The sequence below is a fragment of the Paenirhodobacter sp. genome (genome assembly GCF_047600745.1).
Taxonomy (GTDB): domain Bacteria; phylum Pseudomonadota; class Alphaproteobacteria; order Rhodobacterales; family Rhodobacteraceae; genus Rhodobacter.
On sequence record NZ_JASGKI010000006.1, the window covers coordinates 274,825 to 290,111 of the forward strand.

Here is a 15,287-nt window from a genome sequence, read left to right on the forward strand (position 1 = left end):
GGAAGGGTCAGCGGCCAAGCAGCGCATCGAGATCGACGGCCTCCGCCATCGCCCGGTTGCCCTCGTCGCCGGGATGAAGGTGATCGCCGGAATCGAAGGACGGGCTGATCCGCGCCGGGTGATCGGGATCGCGCAGCACCGCGTCGAAATCGACGATGGCGTCGAAGGCTCCGCTTTCCCTGATCCAGCGGTTGACCTCCTGCCGCAGCGCGTCCTTGTCGGGGTGGTAGTAGTTGCCAAGCGGCGTTCCGGTCAGCGCGCCCTCGAACGGCGGTAAGGTCGCGCCGATCAGGCGAACATTGTTCGCGCGCGCCCGTTCGATGACCTGCCGGTATCCCGCGATCATCTGTTCGGCGGTCGGGCGCGGCTGATCGGGGGCGAAATCGGTGCCCGGCCAGGAAATATCGTTGATGCCGATCAGCAGGATGGCCGCCTTCACATTCGGCTGGGACAGCACGTCCCGCTGAAACCGGGCGGCGACGTTCACGCCCATCTTGTCGCGAAGCAGCCTGCCGCCGGAAATACCGGCATTCAGCACGGCGATCCGGTGGGGAGCCAGCCGCGCGGCAAGGAAGTCCGGCCAGCGGGCATCGGCATCGACCGTCGCCCCGTTTCCATCGGTGATCGAGTCCCCGATGACGACGACCGCGCCTTCGTTGGGGGTATCGACCAGAACATCGCTCAGGATCACGCGGGCATCCGTGGTGGCGGTCGCGGTGAAGCCTTCGGCCCGGGTCAGGTCGCCATCGCCGAACCATGCCGTTCGGCGGCCATCCCAATGGAAGGTGGTCAGCGGCGTCTCATCGGGCAGGTAGATCGAGACCGCGAGCCGAGCCTGATCCGCGACGGTCAGGTCCAGCGGATCGCTGACAGCGGGCGCACCGGGCGGGATGGTGATGCCGTCCTCTCCGCCGAAGGTCAGCTTGTGGATCGCGCTGGCCGCGCCGTTTTCGCCTGCAAGTCCCACGCTCGCCCCGCCGATCCGCATCGGCTGGTCGCCATAGGTATTGGACAGGACAAGGCGCACCCGTGCGCCGCCAAGGCTGATCTTCGCCACCTGCCGGAAGGTCTGGCCCTCGATGGAGGCCGGAATCTTGGTCGGGAAGGGGAAATCGGAACCCCAGATCGGTTGCGGGCTGGCCATCCAGCTACCGACCCAGTTCTGACCCTCGGCATGGGCCGGGGAGAGGCCGGACATCAGCGCGAAGGCAGCGGCAAGGACGGGTCGCTGTCGGTATTTATTGGACATTGTTGCTTGCTCCGGTGTGAATAGGGGTGGCCGCCCGGACGGCGATCAGCGCCGTGGCGATGGCGAGCAGGGGGAACAGCGCGGCCGTGATCGGCACCACGGCGAGGCCCGCATGATTGATGACCATACCGCCCACCCATGCGCCGATGGCATTGCCGAGGTTGAAGGCACCGATGTTGAAGCTCGATGCGAGGCTCTGGCCCGCGCCTTCGGCCCGGGACAGAACCCACATCTGCAAGGGGGCGACGGTGGCGAAGCCCGCCGCGCCGAGCAGGCCGGTGAAGGCGATGGCGGCGGCCGGGGTGTTCAGCGCAAAGGCCATCAGGCCGAGGATGACGGCCAGCGCCGCCAGCGTGCCGAGGATGGCGCGGATCAGGTTGCGGTCGGCGAGGCGGCCGCCGAGCAGATTTCCCACCACCAGACCGCCACCGAACACCAGCAGGATCGGCGAGACGGCGCTATCGGCAAAACCGCCAACCTCTGTCAGCAGGGGCGCGATATAGGTGAAGACGGCGAAGACACCGGCGTAGCCGAGCACGGTGGTCAACAGGCCGAGCAGCACCGGCCAGCGGGCCATGACGCGCCAGTCCGACGCCTCCGGTTCCGCCCTGTCCTGCGGCACCAGCGCGGCGAGGATGGCAAGCGCGATCAGCCCCACCGCCGTCACCGCCCAGAACGTCGCGCGCCAGCCGTAATGCTGGCCGAGCCATGTGCCGAAGGGCACGCCGAGCACCGTCGCCACCGTCAGGCCAGTGAACATGATGGAAATGGCGGACGCGCGCCGGTCTTCGGGCACCAGCCCCGTCGCCACCACTGCGCCGACCCCGAAGAAGGTGCCATGGGTCAGCGCGGTCAGCACCCGCGCCGCCATCAGCCAGCCATAGGTGGGCGCAAGCGCGCAGGCCGCATTGCCGATGACGAAGATGACCATCAGCCCGACCAGCACCTGTTTGCGCGGCCAGCGGGCGGTGAGCGCAGTCAGGACCGGTGCGCCGATGGTGACGCCGAGCGCATAGCCGGAGATCAGCAACCCGGCGGCGGCGATGGTGACGCCGAGTTCACGGCTGACCTCCAGCAGGAGGCCCATGATGACGAATTCGGTGACGCCGATGCCGAAGGCCCCGGCCGTCAGGGCGTAGAGCGCGACGGGCATGAATCTATCCGATGATGTTTCGTTGCCCGGAAGATAGACGCTCCGCCGTGGATGAAGTAGAATGCGCTTGGGAATATCACCTGTGAAATCAATTCAACGGAGACTTGATGGACATCGCCCTTGAGAAATTCACCCACCAGGACTTCGACGATTATCTCAGACTGGTCAGCAACCCGGAGGTCATGGCGATGATCACCGAACGCGCCATTCCCGCCGATGAAGCGCGCCGCGACTACGAAAAACTGCTGGCCGAGAACGCCCTTCACCCGGATCTGGGACATTTCCGCGTCCTTGATGCAAGCGACGGGAGTTTCATCGGCCTGGGTAAGCTGGCGGTGGAAACCGCCGAGGCGGATCAGGCCGAACTGGGCTACATCCTCGCCCCGGAATATTGGGGCAAGGGAATCGCCAGCCGGATCGCTAGCCTTCTGGTGGCGCGGGCCGAACGGCAGCCCATTCTGCGACGTCTGTTCGCGATCATCGACCCGGCCAATATTCCGTCGCGGAAAATCCTGATCAACACCGGCTTCGTGTCGAAGGAGTTCAGGGATTTCGATGGCCTGCCGGGCGAAGTGCTCGAAAGGGGCTGGTAGGTCATGGGCAGCCCGCAGCAGAACCGATCCGGCGAAATGGAGGTCTTCGTGCGTGTCGTGGAATTAGGCGGCTTCTCCCCTGCCGCGCGGGCCGCGAACATGACACCTTCGGCCGTCAGCAAGCTGATCGCGCGGCTGGAAGCGCGGCTTGGCGCGCGGCTGCTGAACCGCTCGACCCGCCAGCTTCAGCTTACGCCTGAGGGCTGCGCCTTCTACGAACGGGCGACGCGCATCCTTGCCGATATCGAGGACGCCGAACGCGCGGCGGGGAGCGGTGAACAGGCGGTGGGCCGCGTGCGCGTCAATACCAGCGCCTCCTATTTCAACCATATCCTCGCGCCGGTGCTGCCCGCGTTTCTGGCGGCGCATCCGGGGGTGACGCTGGACATCGTGCAGACCGATGCGGTGGTCGATCTGCTGGCCGAACGCACCGATGTTGCTGTCCGAGCGGGGCCGCTGAAAAGCTCCAGCCTCGTCGCGCGAAAGCTCGGCGAGACGGCACTGACCATCGTTGCCGCGCCGTCCTATCTGGAACGCTGCGGCGAGCCGCAATCCATCGCCGATCTCGAACAGCACAATCGCCTCGGCTTTGGCTATGCCCGCGCCGTCGATGGCTGGCCGCTGCGGGAAGGGGGCCAGACCGTCACCGTGCCCGCCACCGGCCGCGTGCAGGCGAGCGATGGCGAGGGGCTGCGGCATCTGGCGCTGGCCGGGGCGGGGCTTGCACGGCTCGCGGCCTTCACGGTGCGGGCGGACATCGCCGCGGGGCGGCTGGTGCCGGTGCTCAGGCATCTGGACCCGGGCGAGCCGGAGGCATTCCACGCCGTCCATGTCGGTCAGGGTGGCCCGCTGCCCTCGCGCGTCCGTGCCCTGCTGGACTTTCTGGCCGCGAAGGGGCGGGTGAGCTAGGCCCCCTGATACAGCGCCACGCGGCGGGTGTCTTCGCCGGTAAAGTCGGGGTCGACGTAGATGAACATCCGGCAGATCAGCGGCCCGTCGAATTCAAAAACACTGGCGAAACGGCCCCCAGAGGACGTGCCGGGCCATGCGCGCCCTGTTGCGGTCACGCCCCATTCCCGGCCTTCGACCACCACGCGGTTCGCATCCGCGGTGAAGACGAAACCGTCGATGTCATGGGTCAGCGTCGCGGCCTCTTGCCCGATCCGTTCGGCAAAGCGCGCCATGGCGGCCTTGCCCCGCGTGAGGCCGAACTTCGGGAAGAAGAACGCCACATCCTCGGTGAACAGGTCGAGCAGCGTCGGGTCTTTCGCATCCACCCGGCGGAAGTAGTCGCGCACGGTTTCAAGGCGGGGGTCGGTCATCGGGTATCCTTATTCTGTAGTCATGGGTACACAAATCAGCGATCCCGGACCGGGCGTCAAGGATTATATAATCACGATTACGGATTTCTCGCCCGCCCGAGGCGCAGCAACACGAAGGTCGCGAGGATCGCCGCGCCGACATTGTAGCCCATGCCCGCCACGAAGGCCGAGGCGTAGAGCGCCCGATCCGCCGGTCCCGCGCCCAGCACCCCGCCGAACAGCATCCCGACGACCGCGACGCCAAGCGCCGCGCCCACCTGTTGCAGGGTCGAGATGACGCCGGAGGCCATGCCGGCCTGACGCTCCGCGACGAAGCCCAGCACAAGGTTGAGCAGCGGCGTCATGATCATCGCCTGCGCCCCGCCGATGACGATCAACACCGGGATGAGGTGGGGGACGACCAGCGCGGCGCCCGCCTGCCAGACCTGTCCAATCAGCACCGCCAGCGCGGCGGCGTAGATCAGCGCGCCGATGGCGATGGCCCGGGTGCCGAACTGCGCGACAAGGCGCGGGGCGCTCAGCGACAGGACCACGAAGGCGATGGAACAGGGGGCGAAGACGCGGCCCGCCGCGAAGGGGCTGAGGCCAAAGCCGGTCTGGGCCAGAAGCGCGAAGCACAGGAAGAAGGAGGCCGAGGTCGAATAGATCAGCAGGACCAGCACCCCGCCCTGAGCGAAACGCGGCTGCCGCAGCAGGGTCATGTCCACCAGCGGCTGCCGCCCGGTTTTGCGGCGATGTTCCTGATGGTAGTAAAAGGCGGTCAGCACGAGGGCGGCGGCGATGCTCCCGCCACGGATCGGGGCTTCGATCAGCGGGATCAGCAGCAGCGCCAGCCCGAGGCTGACCAGCGCCACGCCCGCCCAATCCAGCGCGGGGCGCTCCGGCGCGCGGGTTTCGGGAATGAATCGCGCCGCCGCGATGGCGATGAGGCCGATCGGCACGTTGATCAGGAAGATCGTGCGCCAGCCGAGGCCGAGGAGATCCGCCTCGACCAGATACCCGCCGAGGATCTGCCCGGCGATGGCGGCGAGGCCCAGCGTCATGCCGAGAAACCCGAAGGCGCGCTGCCGGTCCTCGCCGGTGAAATTCACCCGGATCGAGGCATAGACCTGCGGGAACAGCAGCGCCGCCGCCAGCCCCTGCGCCACCCGCGCGGCGATCAGGAAACCCACCGTCGGCGCAAGGCCGCAGAGCAGCGAGGCAAGCGTGAAGCCCGCCATTCCGGCCACGAACAGCCGCCGCCGCCCGTATAGATCGCCAAGCCGCCCGCCGGTGATCAGCAGGACGCCGAAGGCCAGCTCATACCCCGCGACGATGAAACCGATCTGCGACAGGCTGGCGCCAAGGTCGGCCTGCATCGACGGGATCGCGACATTGACCACGAACAGGTCAAAGATCGTCACGAACCCCGCCAGCAGCAGGATGGCAAGGCCGGGCCATGGTGGGGGATTGGGGGTCATGTCGCGTTCTCCTGAATTGACGCGACGGGGATTCCATGGCCTTGATCGGGTTACAATTTAACACGTTATGCTGTTACAGAAGGCAATATCCATGCGGACGCTGGACCGGACCCGCCCCGAACTGACCGAATTCCTGCGCAGCCGGCGGGAACGGCTGACGCCCGAGGATGTCGGCTTGCCGAGCGGCCGGCGCCGCCGCACGCCCGGCCTGCGGCGCGAGGAGGTGGCCGCGCTCGCCGGGGTCGGGCTGACGTGGTACACATGGCTTGAACAGGGGCGGGAAATCGGCGTTTCGGCCGGGTTCCTCGATACGCTCGCGCGGGTGCTGAAGCTCGATGCGGCGGAGCGGCGGCATCTGTTCCTGCTCGCCCATGAACGCCCGCCCGCCGAACCGGGCAAGACCTTCTGCACCGTGCCGCCGCTGGCCGGGCGGCTGGTGCGGGATCTGGCGCCGCATGCCGCCTATATCCTCAACCTGCGGTGGGACGTTCTGGCCTTCAACCCGCCCGCCGATGCGCTGTTCGGCCTGGGCGGGCAGGGGGGCAACATGCTGCGGCGGCTGTTCACCGATCCGGCACTACGGGAGGCGATCGTGGATTGGGAGGAACAGGCTCCGGCCATGCTCGCCAGTTTTCGCCGCGATTTCGCCGCCGCGCGCGCGGATGCCGATGCCTGCGCGCTGGTGGCCGAACTGGAGGCGGTTTCGCCGGAGTTCCGCCGCTGGTGGCGCAGTCAGGAGGTGCATGCCCCCTGCACCGGCACCCGCAGGATCCGGGTGGCGGGGGAACCGGTCACGTTCGAGCATACCTCGCTGACGATCGACGGCGGGCAGCACCTCAGGATGGTGGTCTATGCCCGTCAGGGCGCCGCCCCGCCACCATCAGCGCGATGAGGGTCAGGGGCAGCAGAACCACGGGCAGCCAGCCCGGCCCCGGGCCCCGGACGATCAGCCCACCCGCCAACCCGCCCGCCGCCACGGCGAGGTTGAAAACGGTGACGAAGACGGATTGCGCGATGTCCGCCTGTGCGCCCGACGCATCCGCCAGCGCGGTTTGCAGGAGCGTGGGCGCGCCGCCGAAGGCAAGGCCCCAGATCACTGTGCCGAGGAGGACGCGCGTTGCCGAAGGCTGCGGCAGCGCGAGCAGGACCGCAGCGGCGGCGAAGGCGCACAGGCTGGCCAGCACCATCCCGCGCAGGTGACGGTCCACCAGCAGGCCGGTGCCGCAGATCCCCGCGACCGAGGCCATGCCGAAGACCAGCAGGACGACCTCCACCCGCAGGCCGGTTCCCGTGGCGGCAAGAAAGGGCGCGACATAGGTATAGAGGGTATTATGCGCCAGGATCCACGCGAACAGCACCAGCAGGATCGGCCGCAGCCCGGGGATCCGCATCACCTGCCGCAGCGGCAGGCGCTGGTGCCAGGTCTGGCCGGGAAAGTCGGGGATGCCGAGCCGGATCCAGACCAGAAGCACCAGCGCCACCGCCGACATGATCCAGAACACCGCGCGCCAGTCGAACAGCCCGCCGAGCCAGGCCCCGAGCGGCACGCCGAGCGACAGCGCGACGGGCTGACCGACACCGGCGATGGCGAGCGCGCGGCCTTGCAGATGCACCGGCGCCAGCCTGCGCGCATAACCCGCGATCAGGCCCCAGACGACGCCCGCCGACATGCCCGCGACGAACCGCGCCGTCAGCGTCAGGCCATAGTGCGCGGAAAGCGCCGTGACAGTATTGAAGACCAGCAGCCCCGCAATCGCCAGCAGAAAGAGCGGGCGGCGGTTCCAGCTTCGCGTTGCCGCGATGACCGGGATGGCGGCGGTGACCGACCCGAGCGCGTAGAGCGTGACGGTCTGGCCCGCCGCCGCCTCGGCCACGCCGAGCCCCGCGCCGATCTGCGGCAGCAGGCCCGCAGGCATGGTCTCGGTCATGATGGCGAGGAAACCGGCCAGGGTGAAGGCCAGCAGTCGGGGGGTCATTGGCGCTGTCCGATCCAGATGCTGCCGATCACCAGCGCTGCACCGGCGATCTGAAGGGGGGTCAGGGACTGGTTGAGGAAGACCCAGCCGAGCAGGACCGCCGTCGCCGGGCTGAGGAAACCCAGCAGGGAGACGGTGGCGGGCCCGATCCGGGTGACGCCGCGAAACATCAGGTAACAGGTCAGCGCCGCACCGATCAGGCCGAGCCAGCCGAGCGCCAGCAGGTTGGCGGGGCTGGGGATCCGCGGTTCAGCCCAGAGCGCAACGGGCAGGAGCAGGATGCCGCCCGCCGTCAACTGCCACGCGGTGAAGGTGAGCAGCGACACCGGCGGCTGCCATTTGCGGGTGAGGACGGTGCCGAAGGCCATCGACACCGCTCCGGCCAGCCCCGCCGCGATGCCGATCGGGTCCAGCGCGGCCTGCGGCGTCAGCACCAGAAGCGCCACGCCCGCGAGGCCCAGAAGGGCCGCGATGACGGAGACCCGCCGCACCCCACCGCCCAGCAGGGCGGCGGAGAGGAAGACCACGATCAGCGGCTGCACCGCGCCGATGGTCGCCGCGACACCGCCGGGCAGGCGATAGGCGGAGATGAACAGCATCGCCCAGAAGATCGCGAAATTCAGCGCGCCGAGGATCGCGATCCGCCCCCACCACGCCCGCGCCGGAAGCTGCCGCACGATCAGGAGCAGCAGCAGCCCGGCGGGCAGGGCGCGCAGCAGCGCCACCGTCAGCGGCTGAAAATCCGGCAGGAAGGCCGTGGTGACGATATAGGTGCTGCCCCAGATCACCGGCGCGATCGCCGTCAGCAGCAGGTCCGTGCCGCGCGTCGTCATGCGAAGGTCAGCACGTCCGACAGCGGGCGGCGGGGTTTCTGCGGCCAGTTGCCGGGGGCGGCGCGTCCGACGGACAGCAGCAGGACGGGCACGTCGGTCCCAAGGCCGAAGGCGCGCGCGAGGGGGTCCGGCTCGAACCCCGTCATCGGGCCGGAGGCGAGGCCGAGCGCCGAGGCGGCATGGATCAGCGTGGCGGCGCCGAAGATGGCGGAGCGGATGGCCTCGTCCCGGGCCGCGCGGGGATCGGCGAACTGGCTTTGTGCCGCGCCTTGCCATGTGGCGGGCATGTCGGCGGGCATATATCCCGCCGCCACCGCGGGGCGCAGACGGTCGGGCAGCACCCCGGGATCGGGCAGCACGCCGATGACGATGAAGGTCACAGCGGCGTCCTCGACCTTCGGCTGGTTCCAGGCCAGCGCCCGCAGCCGCGCCTTCGCCTGCGGCGTACGGACGGCGATGAAGCGCCAGTTTTGCAGGTTGTAGGCGGTGGGCGCGCGGGTGGCGAGGCGGACCAGTTCCGCGATCTCGCCGTCCTCCATCCGGTGCGAGGGGTCGAAATGGTTCGCCGAGACGCGCTGTTCGATCAGGGAGAGGGCGGGGTGGGTCATGGGTTTGCTCCGATTGTTGCGGATCAGATATTTCCCTGTGCACCGGATGATAATATCCCCTTCGATGAAGACACTCTTCACTGTCGGAGAATGATGTGGACCGCTTCACCGCCTTGCAGGTCTTCCGCCATGTCGCTCAGATGAACAGCTTTGCCGGGGCCGGACGGCGGCTTGGCCTTTCCCCCGCCGCGATCAGCAAGAACATCGCCGAGCTTGAGGCCCATGTCGGCGCGCGGTTGATCAACCGCACGACGCGGCGCATGGCGCTGACGGAGGAGGGGCGGATCTATCTCGATCACGTCAGCCGCGGGCTGGATGCGCTGGCCGAGGCGGACTGCGCCCTGTCCCCGATCCGCACCGCGCCGATGGGCACGCTACGGGTCAGCGCGCCGATGACCGTTGTGCTGACGCGGCTGTCGCGCGCCATTCCGGGCTTTCTGGCACGGCACCCGGATCTGCGGCTCGATCTGGATCTGGATGACCGGCGGGTGGATCTGATCCGCGAGGGCTTCGACCTCGCCATTCGCGGCAGCGACAAGCTGGAGGATTCCAGCCTGATCGCCCGCAGGCTGACGGTGATGCCGCATGTCCTGTGCGCCGCCCCGGCCTATTTCGCGCGCCGGGGCATCCCGATGGTGCCTGCGGACCTGAACGGGATGGAGCACCTGCGGTTCAGCCTGTCGGGCCACGCGGACAGCTGGGAGTTCCACCGGGAGGGCCGCACCGAGAGGATCGCCGTCGAGGCCCGCTATTCCGTTTCCTCCAGCCTCGCGGTGCGGGATGCGTTGCGCGAAGGGTTCGGGGTCAGCCTGATCCCGCGCCCCTATGTCGAGGACGACTTGGCGCGGGGCCGCCTGCAAGCCGCGCTGACGGATTGGCAGACGGTCGAAACCACGCTCTACGCCGTCTACCCCTCGCGCCAGCACCTTGCCCCGAAGATCCGCGCCTTTCTGGATTTCCTGATCGCGCAGTTCAGCCCTTCGCCCGAGCAGGCAGGGCAAAGGCCGCAATCAGGCTGACGAGGATCCCGGCGGCGGCGAGCCAGAAGGCAAGCTGCGTGCCCTCGGCCAGCGCCGTGCGCAGCGCCTCGCCCTCCAGCCCGCCGGTATGACGGTTGGCAAGTGCGATCAGGACAGCGAGGCCGATGGAGTTGCCGACGCTGAGCGCGGTGGACGCCATGCCCGAGGCGACGCCCTGTTCGTCGTGATGCACGCCGGAGGCGGCGGCGATCCACATGCCGGTCCAGACGATGCCTTGCCCTAGCCCCGAAACGATCAGGCCCGGCACGATGGCGAGATACCCCGACGTGACCCCGGGCACCAGCAGCGCCGTGCCGACCGCACCCACGATCATGCCGGTGATCAGGGTCGTGCGGGTCGAAAGCCGCGTCGCCAGCCGCTCGCCGATCTGCGTGCCGACCGCGATGGCGATGGAGGGCACGAGGAAGGCCCATCCGGTCTGGAGCGCGGTCAACCCCTGCACGTTCTGGAACAGGACGGTCAGGAAGTAGGGCAGCGCGCCGAAGGTGCCCATGTAAAGGAAGGTGATCGTCATCCCCGCCACAAGGCTGCGGTTCCTGAACAGGCGTAGCGGCATGAGCGGGTCGCGGCTGCGCGCCTCGATCACCGCGAAGGCGATGAGGAAGACCGCTGCGAGGATGAGCGCCCAGACGACGCTGGTTGCACCCCAGCCGATTTCTGGTCCTTCGACCAGCGCGAAGACCAGCGCCGTCGCGCCAATCGTGACGGTCAGCGCGCCCGGCAGGTCGAAGCTGCGCTTCTCATGCCGCTTGGGATCGCGCGGAATGACGAAGAAGGCCGCAATGATAGCGATGCCCGCCAGCACCACATTGACGTAGAAGACGGCGGGCCAGCCCCATGCGGCGGTCAGGAACCCGCCCGCCAGCGCACCGATGCTGAGCCCGCTCGCCCCCGCGCCGCCCCAGACGGCCAGCGCCCGGTTGCGTTCCGGTCCCTCGGCGAACAGGCGGTTGAGGAGCGAGAGCGTTGCCGGGAACAGGAAGGCCGCGCCGATACCCTGCACCGCGCGCGCCGCGACGATGACGGCGGGTGACGTCGCCAGACCGCCCGCGAGGGAGGACAGCGCATAGAGCCAGAGCGCGAAGATGAACATGCGCCGCTGCCCGATCAGGTCGGCGGCCCGTCCGCCGAACAGCAGGAAGCCGCCGCAGAACACCATATAGGCGCTGACAACCCATTGCAGGGTTTGCCCGGAGAAGCCGAGGCCCGCGCCGATTTCCGGCAGGGCGACGAAGACGATGTTGATGTCCAGCGAATAGATGAGCTGGGCGAAGGCGAGCAGCGCGAGCGCCCGTCCTGTGCCGGAAGCCGGGGTGGTCATGTCAAACTCCGTGATTCTTTGTTGTTCGACAAAGAATGCAGGCTTGCGTGGGAGGGTCAAGCGGATTATTTATCGACCGACCAAGAATGGAGGAAGCGATGGCGGGGCGTCCACGCGAATTCGACCGGGATGCAGCCTTGGCCAAGGCGCGCGATGCCTTCTGGTCGCGCGGCTATGAAGGCGTGTCGATGGCCGATCTGGTGGAGGTGCTGGGGCTCGCCTCGGCGCGCATCTACGCGGCCTTCGGCTCGAAGGAGCGGCTGTTTCAAGAGGCGGTGGCGCTTTACGACGAAGGCGAAGGCGGTTTCGCCACACGGGCGCTGGCCGAGGAGCCGACGGCGGCGCGCGCCATCGAACGGAGCCTGCGCGAGGCGGTCGAGACCTACACCCGCAAGGACCGGCCGCAGGGCTGCATGGTGGTCTCGGCCGCGACCAACTGCACCGCCGGGAACGATGGCGTGCGGGAGTTCCTGGCCGACTACCGCCGCCGCCGCACCGCCTCGCTGGTCGAACGGCTGGAGCGGGCGGTGGCGGAGGGCGAGCTGCGGCCCGATACGGATGCGCAGCTGCTCGGCGACTACTACGCCACGGTCCTGCACGGCCTTTCCGTGCAGGCGCGCGATGGTGTCCCGCGGGAGCGGCTGCTGGCCATGATCCCCACCGCTTTACTCGCGATCCGGGCGGTTGCAGCGTGAGGTTCTGATACGGAGTGGTCAGGTCGGCCGATCCTCTCAAAGAGCCTCCAACGTCAACCTGGCCGTCAGTGCGGACGATGCCGGATTCTGTCCCGTAACCAGCCGCCCATCGACGACGGCGAAGGGCTGGAAGTCGGCAGCATTTTCGTAACGGCCACCCAGTTCGCGCAGGCGGGTTTCCAGAAGGAATGGAACGGCCGTGTCCAAGCCAGCCGCGCGTTCCTCGCTGTCGGAAAAGCCTGTGACGCGGCGACCGCTCACCAGCGGCGCGCCGGTTTCATCCCTGGCGTTCACCAGACCAGCTGGACCGTGACATACAGCAGCCACAACCTTGCCGTTCGCCCATGCCTTGCCGAGCAGCGCGGCCAGTTCCATGCTTTCGGGCAAATCCCACATCGTGCCGTGACCGCCGGGCAGGAATACTGCGTCATATGGCGTAGCGTCGATGGAGGAGACCGCAACGGTATCGTTCAGCGCCTTGATGGCGGCTTCATCACCGAGAAAGCGATCTACGCTCGCCTCGTTCTCGCCCTTTGCCCTGCGGGAGCGGGGATCAATCGGTGCCGGACCGCCCTTGATCGAAGCGAGTGTGACGGACGCGCCCGCGTCGATGAACGCAAAGTAGGGTGTGGCCAGTTCCTCGAACCACAGGCCGGTCGCCTTGTCGCTATCGCCCATGGTGCTGGCGGAGGTGAGGACCATCAGGATGTTGGTCTTCTTGGTGTCTTCGGTCATATGCTTGCTCCTTGTGACCGGCGGAGCATGTCTGATCGAAGCCAGCGACAGAAATCATTCCTTGCGCTATCAGTCATAGATATTCCTATGGTTGAGGCAGCATGAATCACCTGATCTATCTGCGCACCTTCCTCGACACCTACCGTGCCGGATCGCTGACACGCGCTGCGCAGCGGCTCGGTATTACCCAGCCCGCCGCCTCCGCGCATATCGCGTCGCTGGAGAATTTGCTGGGCAAGCCGCTTTTCATCCGGCAGGCGCGCGGAGTCGCGCCGACGCCAGCGGCGGACGATCTCGCCCGGTCCATCGCCATGAATCTCGACGGGATCGAGGCGACCATGGTTGCCGCTCAGGCGCGGTCCGCCCACCTGAGCGGCACGGTGCATCTGATCGGGCCGGCCGAATATCTTTCGATGCGCGTGGCGCCTGCGCTCGTGCCGCTGATCGCGGAAGGCTTGCAGCTGCGCATCCAGACCGGAAATCGCGAGCGCATATATGCCGCGCTGGACGAAGGCCACGCCGATCTGGCGGTCACGGCCTCGCCGCCGGAAGGCAAGACCCACGGCTTCGCGGAGTTGGGCCGGGAACGGCTGTTGCTTGTCGCCGCGCCTGCCATTGCGGAGCGTGCCAAGGCCAGAACCGTGACGGATGCGTTCCTCTGCGGCATGCCCTGCATCGCCTATGACGAGAATCTGCCGCTGCTGCGCGAGTTCTTTCAGCAGGTATTTGACAAGGTGCCGGACATACAGGCCGTCGCGACCGCGCCGGATCTGCGTATCCTTATAGAGATGGCCAAGGCCGGTGCAGGCTGGACGGTGTTGCCGGACTACCTTTGCGCCGATGCTCTTGCGTCCGGGCAACTCGTTGAACTGCCAACCCCGAAAGAGCCCCCGGTCAATGCCCTCTATCTCGCCTGGAGCAAGGGTGCGCTGCGGCATCCGCGTGTCGTCCATGTGCGTGATTTTCTTCTTCGCCACCGGGAAGCATCCCCGGTAGCGAAGCCTTGATCAGGCAGGGCGGACGGGTGCCGGCCCCGCGAAGCCCTGATCGATCTGCTGGCTATTTGCGCCAGTCCTATTCATATACCGCGTTTCTGATCGCGGTCGGAAACGCCCCGGCCATGCCCGCGAAGGCGGTGTTGGTGAGGGCGACGACGGTCAGGCCGTTCTGCGGGTCGATGAACCAGGAATGGCCATAGGCGCCGCCCCATTGCAGCGTGCCGGTGGCCTGTGGCGTGCCGGTCGGGGCGGGATCGGTCAGCACCGCCCAGCCATAGCCGAAGCCCCAGCCGGGGCCCTGGGTTTGTGCCTGCGGGCCGACCTGATCGCGGGTCATCGTTGCCACGGTTTCGGGCTTCAGGATCGGTGCGCCGCCGGTGCGGATCGCTTCCAGAAACCGCAGGAGATCATCCGCCGTCCCCACCATGCCCGCGCCGCCCGAGGGGTAGGAGGTGGGGTCAAGGATGCGCGATGGCGCGAAGACCGTATCCAGCCCCATCAGTGGAACGGCGATGCCATCTGTCATCCGCCGGGGCTCCGGGGTGGCATCGGCATAGGCGGCCACGAGGCGCGAGGGATCGCGGACGGTGAAACCGGTGTCCGTGATCCCCAGCGGCGCGGTCACCTTGTCGCGGACGATATCGGGCAGGCTGCGGCCTTCGGCCTGTTCCAGAACGCCGCCCAGAACGTCGATCCCCAGCGAATAGCGCCAGCCTTCGCCGGGGGTGAAGTACAGCGGGGCCGCCGAAAGACGGGCGAGGTTTTCATCCAGCGACAACCCCGGCTGGTCCATCCCGTCCGAGACGTTCAGCCGGTGATACGGCCCATCAGCCGGTTCCAGAAAGCTGTAGCCCAGCCCGGAAGTATGCGTCAGCAACTGGTGGATGGTGATGTCGGGCCGTGTGCCATCAGGCAGGGCGGGGCGGAAATCCGGCAGCCATCGCGTGACCGGGGCGTTCAGGTCCAGCCGGCCTTCCTCGGCCAGCCGCATCGCCGCCGCCGTGACGAAGGGTTTGGAGACGGAGGCAAGGCGGAAGATCGCATCTTCCTGCATCGGGGCGCCCGCCTCGCGGTCGGCAAGGCCAGCAGCGCGGCGATAGATGATCTCGCCATCCTTCGCGACGAGGACGACGGTGCCGACGATCCGCTTTTCGGCAATCGCGGTGTCGATGACGGCGTTCAGTCGGGCCTCAAGCGGCGCTTCGGCAAGGGCGGTGGTGGCGGCAACGGCAAGGGCCGCCGCGAGAACGGGGATGCGCATGTCCGGGGAATCCTCTATATATGGAGTGACCATTCCTGAATAA

General features: G+C 67.7%; 16 protein-coding genes. 6 read left to right on the forward strand and 10 right to left on the reverse strand.

All coding sequences use genetic code 11. The annotated features are described in order from the left end of the window. Nucleotides 1-7: 7 nt before the first annotated feature. Both QM789_RS20505 and QM789_RS20510 read right to left on the reverse strand, forming a co-directional pair. Nucleotides 8-1,249, reverse strand: coding sequence for an SGNH/GDSL hydrolase family protein (locus tag QM789_RS20505; RefSeq protein WP_420353689.1), 1,242 nt, complete (start codon nucleotides 1,247-1,249; stop codon nucleotides 8-10). Next, entirely contained in the window at nucleotides 1,239-2,402 is a 1,164-nt protein-coding gene (locus QM789_RS20510; protein ID WP_420353690.1) for an MFS transporter, read from the reverse strand. The genes QM789_RS20505 and QM789_RS20510 overlap by 11 nt, the downstream gene beginning before the upstream one ends. A 107-nt stretch (nucleotides 2,403-2,509) precedes the next feature. Between QM789_RS20510 and QM789_RS20515 the strand changes: the two genes are divergently transcribed. Continuing rightward, nucleotides 2,510-2,995, forward strand: coding sequence for a GNAT family N-acetyltransferase (locus QM789_RS20515; protein ID WP_420353691.1), 486 nt, complete (start codon nucleotides 2,510-2,512; stop codon nucleotides 2,993-2,995). A 48-nt stretch (nucleotides 2,996-3,043) separates the two neighbouring features. Beyond that, nucleotides 3,044-3,904, forward strand: coding sequence for a LysR family transcriptional regulator (locus QM789_RS20520; RefSeq protein WP_420353692.1), 861 nt, complete (start codon nucleotides 3,044-3,046; stop codon nucleotides 3,902-3,904). Here the strand turns inward: QM789_RS20520 and QM789_RS20525 are convergent. Both QM789_RS20525 and QM789_RS20530 read right to left on the reverse strand, forming a co-directional pair. After that, entirely contained in the window at nucleotides 3,901-4,317 is a 417-nt protein-coding gene (locus QM789_RS20525; protein ID WP_420353693.1) for a nuclear transport factor 2 family protein, read from the reverse strand. The genes QM789_RS20520 and QM789_RS20525 overlap by 4 nt on opposite strands. A gap of 77 nt (nucleotides 4,318-4,394) precedes the next feature. Further along, entirely contained in the window at nucleotides 4,395-5,777 is a 1,383-nt protein-coding gene (locus tag QM789_RS20530) for an MFS transporter (protein WP_420353694.1), read from the reverse strand. 91 nt (nucleotides 5,778-5,868) lie between these two features. Here QM789_RS20530 and QM789_RS20535 point away from each other — a divergent pair, with 91 nt between their 5' ends. Beyond that, nucleotides 5,869-6,669, forward strand: a complete 801-nt coding sequence (locus QM789_RS20535) for a helix-turn-helix transcriptional regulator (RefSeq protein WP_420353695.1) — start codon at nucleotides 5,869-5,871, stop codon at nucleotides 6,667-6,669. Here QM789_RS20535 and QM789_RS20540 read toward each other — a convergent pair. Genes QM789_RS20540 through QM789_RS20550 form a run of 3 tightly spaced genes read right to left on the reverse strand, consistent with a single transcriptional unit; the run spans nucleotide 6,614 to nucleotide 9,194 of the window. Further along, complete coding sequence (locus tag QM789_RS20540) at nucleotides 6,614-7,753, reverse strand: MFS transporter (protein ID WP_420353696.1); 1,140 nt, start codon at nucleotides 7,751-7,753, stop codon at nucleotides 6,614-6,616. The genes QM789_RS20535 and QM789_RS20540 overlap by 56 nt on opposite strands. Next, the gene (locus tag QM789_RS20545) at nucleotides 7,750-8,586 is read right to left on the reverse strand and encodes an EamA family transporter (RefSeq protein ID WP_420353697.1); all 837 of its coding nucleotides are present in this window, start codon (nucleotides 8,584-8,586) and stop codon (nucleotides 7,750-7,752) included. The genes QM789_RS20540 and QM789_RS20545 overlap by 4 nt, the downstream gene beginning before the upstream one ends. After that, nucleotides 8,583-9,194: a nitroreductase family protein gene (locus QM789_RS20550; RefSeq protein ID WP_420353698.1), complete on the reverse strand. Its 612-nt coding sequence runs from the start codon at nucleotides 9,192-9,194 to the stop codon at nucleotides 8,583-8,585. The genes QM789_RS20545 and QM789_RS20550 overlap by 4 nt, the downstream gene beginning before the upstream one ends. A 95-nt stretch (nucleotides 9,195-9,289) precedes the next feature. Here QM789_RS20550 and QM789_RS20555 point away from each other — a divergent pair, with 95 nt between their 5' ends. Then, nucleotides 9,290-10,213 carry a LysR family transcriptional regulator gene (locus QM789_RS20555; RefSeq protein WP_420353699.1) on the forward strand — a complete coding sequence of 308 codons (924 nt, stop codon included), beginning with the start codon at nucleotides 9,290-9,292 and terminating at the stop codon, nucleotides 10,211-10,213. On the opposite strand, the gene QM789_RS20560 is transcribed toward QM789_RS20555, so the two are convergent. Beyond that, the gene (locus QM789_RS20560) at nucleotides 10,167-11,555 is read right to left on the reverse strand and encodes an MFS transporter (protein WP_420353700.1); all 1,389 of its coding nucleotides are present in this window, start codon (nucleotides 11,553-11,555) and stop codon (nucleotides 10,167-10,169) included. The genes QM789_RS20555 and QM789_RS20560 overlap by 47 nt on opposite strands. Nucleotides 11,556-11,653: 98 nt before the next feature. Between QM789_RS20560 and QM789_RS20565 the strand changes: the two genes are divergently transcribed. Continuing rightward, on the forward strand, nucleotides 11,654-12,250 hold the full coding sequence (locus tag QM789_RS20565; protein ID WP_420353701.1) for a TetR/AcrR family transcriptional regulator: 597 nt from the start codon (nucleotides 11,654-11,656) through the stop codon (nucleotides 12,248-12,250). A gap of 36 nt (nucleotides 12,251-12,286) precedes the next feature. Here the strand turns inward: QM789_RS20565 and QM789_RS20570 are convergent, their stop codons facing one another. Then, entirely contained in the window at nucleotides 12,287-12,985 is a 699-nt protein-coding gene (locus tag QM789_RS20570; protein ID WP_420353702.1) for a type 1 glutamine amidotransferase domain-containing protein, read from the reverse strand. Nucleotides 12,986-13,086: 101 nt separating this feature from the next. On the opposite strand from QM789_RS20570, the gene QM789_RS20575 reads away from it, so the two are divergent. Further along, nucleotides 13,087-13,992, forward strand: coding sequence for a LysR family transcriptional regulator (locus QM789_RS20575; protein WP_420353703.1), 906 nt, complete (start codon nucleotides 13,087-13,089; stop codon nucleotides 13,990-13,992). Between the two features lie 67 nt (nucleotides 13,993-14,059). On the opposite strand, the gene QM789_RS20580 is transcribed toward QM789_RS20575, so the two are convergent. After that, nucleotides 14,060-15,244 (reverse strand): serine hydrolase domain-containing protein, encoded by a 1,185-nt coding sequence (locus QM789_RS20580; protein WP_420353704.1) that lies wholly within the window; start codon nucleotides 15,242-15,244, stop codon nucleotides 14,060-14,062. Nucleotides 15,245-15,287 lie beyond the last annotated feature (43 nt).

Bases quoted from the DNA above. Each gene is read 5' to 3' on its own strand.
- QM789_RS20505 (WP_420353689.1), bottom strand. From the start codon at position 1,249: ATGTCCAATAAATACCGACAGCGACCCGTCCTTGCCGCTGCCTTCGCG.
- QM789_RS20510 (WP_420353690.1), bottom strand. From the start codon at position 2,402: ATGCCCGTCGCGCTCTACGCCCTGACGGCCGGGGCCTTCGGCATCGGC.
- QM789_RS20515 (WP_420353691.1), top strand. From the start codon at position 2,510: ATGGACATCGCCCTTGAGAAATTCACCCACCAGGACTTCGACGATTAT.
- QM789_RS20525 (WP_420353693.1), bottom strand. From the start codon at position 4,317: ATGACCGACCCCCGCCTTGAAACCGTGCGCGACTACTTCCGCCGGGTG.
- QM789_RS20530 (WP_420353694.1), bottom strand. From the start codon at position 5,777: ATGACCCCCAATCCCCCACCATGGCCCGGCCTTGCCATCCTGCTGCTG.
- QM789_RS20535 (WP_420353695.1), top strand. From the start codon at position 5,869: ATGCGGACGCTGGACCGGACCCGCCCCGAACTGACCGAATTCCTGCGC.
- QM789_RS20540 (WP_420353696.1), bottom strand. From the start codon at position 7,753: ATGACCCCCCGACTGCTGGCCTTCACCCTGGCCGGTTTCCTCGCCATC.
- QM789_RS20545 (WP_420353697.1), bottom strand. From the start codon at position 8,586: ATGACGACGCGCGGCACGGACCTGCTGCTGACGGCGATCGCGCCGGTG.
- QM789_RS20550 (WP_420353698.1), bottom strand. From the start codon at position 9,194: ATGACCCACCCCGCCCTCTCCCTGATCGAACAGCGCGTCTCGGCGAAC.
- QM789_RS20560 (WP_420353700.1), bottom strand. From the start codon at position 11,555: ATGACCACCCCGGCTTCCGGCACAGGACGGGCGCTCGCGCTGCTCGCC.
- QM789_RS20565 (WP_420353701.1), top strand. From the start codon at position 11,654: ATGGCGGGGCGTCCACGCGAATTCGACCGGGATGCAGCCTTGGCCAAG.
- QM789_RS20570 (WP_420353702.1), bottom strand. From the start codon at position 12,985: ATGACCGAAGACACCAAGAAGACCAACATCCTGATGGTCCTCACCTCC.
- QM789_RS20575 (WP_420353703.1), top strand. From the start codon at position 13,087: ATGAATCACCTGATCTATCTGCGCACCTTCCTCGACACCTACCGTGCC.
- QM789_RS20580 (WP_420353704.1), bottom strand. From the start codon at position 15,244: ATGCGCATCCCCGTTCTCGCGGCGGCCCTTGCCGTTGCCGCCACCACC.